At 50.2% G+C, this 2,500-nt stretch carries 1 tRNA gene and 2 rRNA genes (1 of these 3 cut by a window edge); all 3 read right to left on the bottom strand.

What is annotated here, in order from left to right:
* Window positions 1-122: 122 nt before the first annotated feature.
* A tRNA-Met gene (locus N6B01_RS12495) sits at window positions 123-199 on the bottom strand.
* Window positions 200-349: 150 nt separating this feature from the next.
* A 5S ribosomal RNA gene (rrf, locus tag N6B01_RS12500) occupies window positions 350-464 on the bottom strand.
* A gap of 75 nt (window positions 465-539) precedes the next feature.
* A 23S ribosomal RNA gene (locus N6B01_RS12505) occupies window positions 540-2,500 on the bottom strand; it runs 852 nt beyond the window's last position.

Here is a 2,500-nt window from a genome sequence, read left to right on the forward strand (position 1 = left end):
CTGGTATTATAGCCCTCATGTACTGATTTGGCATTATGGCGTTAGAAACGTCAAAAACCGCTCTTTGGCGGTTATTGTATATGTCTAATCACTGTGTTTATTATTTTGCTGAGGTTGTATTTTGGTTGCGGGGGCAGGATTTGAACCTACGACCTTCAGGTTATGAGCCTGACGAGCTACCGGGCTGCTCCACCCCGCGTCACCTATAGTCTTTGCTAGAAGTATTATTGATAATCGAGCAAAGTCATTATCTGATTGATGTATTTGCGTTGTTATTTAAGCATGATCAGATAGATTAATAAGGGTGTTTTGATGGTGAAGAGATAGTATTCAATCATGCATTTTGCAGACCTGGCAGCGACCTACTCTCCCGTGTCTTAAGACAAAGTACCATTGGCGCTGGAGCGTTTCACGGCCGAGTTCGGAATGGGATCGGGTGCAGCCGCTCCGCCATAACCACCAGGTCGGCGAAAGGCATGAACGAATTGAAGCTGGTTTTGATTTTCTGCATTTTTATTAACTGGATATAGGTAATGGGAACGATCAAGCCGATTGAACGATTAGTATCAGTAAGCTTCATGTGTTACCACACTTCCACACCTGACCTATCAACGTGGTCGTCTTCCACGGTTCTCATGGGAATACTCGTTTTTAGGTGGGTTTCCCGCTTAGATGCCTTCAGCGGTTATCCCTTCCGTATATAGCTACCCTGCTATGCGGCTGGCGCCACAACAGGTCCACCAGAGATACGTCCATCCCGGTCCTCTCGTACTAGGGACAGATCCTATCAATATTCCTACACCCACGGCAGATAGGGACCGAACTGTCTCACGACGTTCTGAACCCAACTCACGTACCGCTTTAAATGGCGAACAGCCATACCCTTGGGACCTGCTCCAGCCCCAGGATGCGATGAGTCGACATCGAGGTGCCAAACAACCCCGTCGATATGGACTCTTGGGGGTCATCAGCCTGTTATCCCCGGCGTACCTTTTATCCGTTGAGCGATGGCCCTTCCACACGGGACCACCGGATCACTATGACCGTCTTTCGACTCTGCTCGACTTGTCAGTCTTACAGTCAGGCAGGCTTATGCCATTGCACTCAGCGAACGATTTCCGACCGTTCTGAGCCCACCATCGCGCGCCTCCGTTACTCTTTAGGAGGCGACCGCCCCAGTCAAACTACCCACCATACACGGTCCTGGTTCCGGATAACGGAACGCAGTTAGACATCCATGTAGATAAGGGTGGTATTTCAAGGAAGACTCCACAATGGCTGGCGCCACTGCTTCAAAGTCTACCACCTATCCTACACATGTCGACACGAATGCCAGTGTAAAGCTATAGTAAAGGTGCACGGGGTCTTTCCGTCTAACCGCAGGAACCCCGCATCTTCACGGGGAATTCAATTTCACTGAGTCTATGTTGGAGACAGCGGGGAAGTCGTTACGCCATTCGTGCAGGTCGGAACTTACCCGACAAGGAATTTCGCTACCTTAGGACCGTTATAGTTACGGCCGCCGTTTACTGGGGCTTCAATTCAATGCTTGCACATCTCCTCTTAACCTTCCAGCACCGGGCAGGCGTCAGACCCTATACGTCGTCTTGCGACTTCGCAGAGCCCTGTGTTTTTGGTAAACAGTCGCTACCCCCTGGTCTGTGCCACCCCCTAACGGTTGCCCGCTAAAGGGTCACGCTTCTTCCGAAGTTACGCGTGCAATTTGCCGAGTTCCTTCAACATAGTTCTCTCAAGCGCCTTGGTATTCTCTACCGGTCCACCTGTGTCGGTTTCGGGTACGGTCTATAATGTGGGAGCTATTTCCTGGAACTGCTTCACTGCATCATCAATCCAATAAGATGATACAATTTACGCAATCCGTCACTTCCCACAGGCCCACGAATATTAACGTGGTTCCCATCGACTACGCCTTTCGGCCTCGTCTTAGGGGCCGGCTCACCCTGCTCAGATTAACTTTAAGCAGGAACCCTTGGACTTTCGGCGAGGGAGTCTCTCACTCCCTTTATCGTTACTCATGTCAGCATTCTCACTTCCAATACCTCCAGGATCCCTCACGGGTATCCCTTCACAGGCTTATGGAACGCTCCGCTACCACTTACACTTACGTGTAAATCCACATCTTCGGTGTATGGCTTTAGCCCCGTTACATTTTCGGCGCAAAGACCCTTATTTAGACCAGTGAGCTGTTACGCTTTCTTTAAATGATGGCTGCTTCTAAGCCAACATCCTGGTTGTTTTGGGATCCTCACATCCTTTCCCACTTAGCCATAACTTGGGGACCTTAGATGGTGGTCAGGGTTGTTTCCCTCTCCACGACGGACGTTAGCACCCGCCGTGTGTCTGCTAGTCAGTTCTTCCAGGTATTCGGAGTTTGGTTAGGTTTGGTAATCCGGTGAGGACCCCTAGCCCATCCAGTGCTCTACCCCCTGGAGAATACAACTAACGCTCTACCTAAATAGATTTCGCGGAGAACCAGCTA

The organism is Bartonella sp. HY406, assembly GCF_025449315.1.
In the GTDB taxonomy this organism is placed as follows: domain Bacteria; phylum Pseudomonadota; class Alphaproteobacteria; order Rhizobiales; family Rhizobiaceae; genus HY038.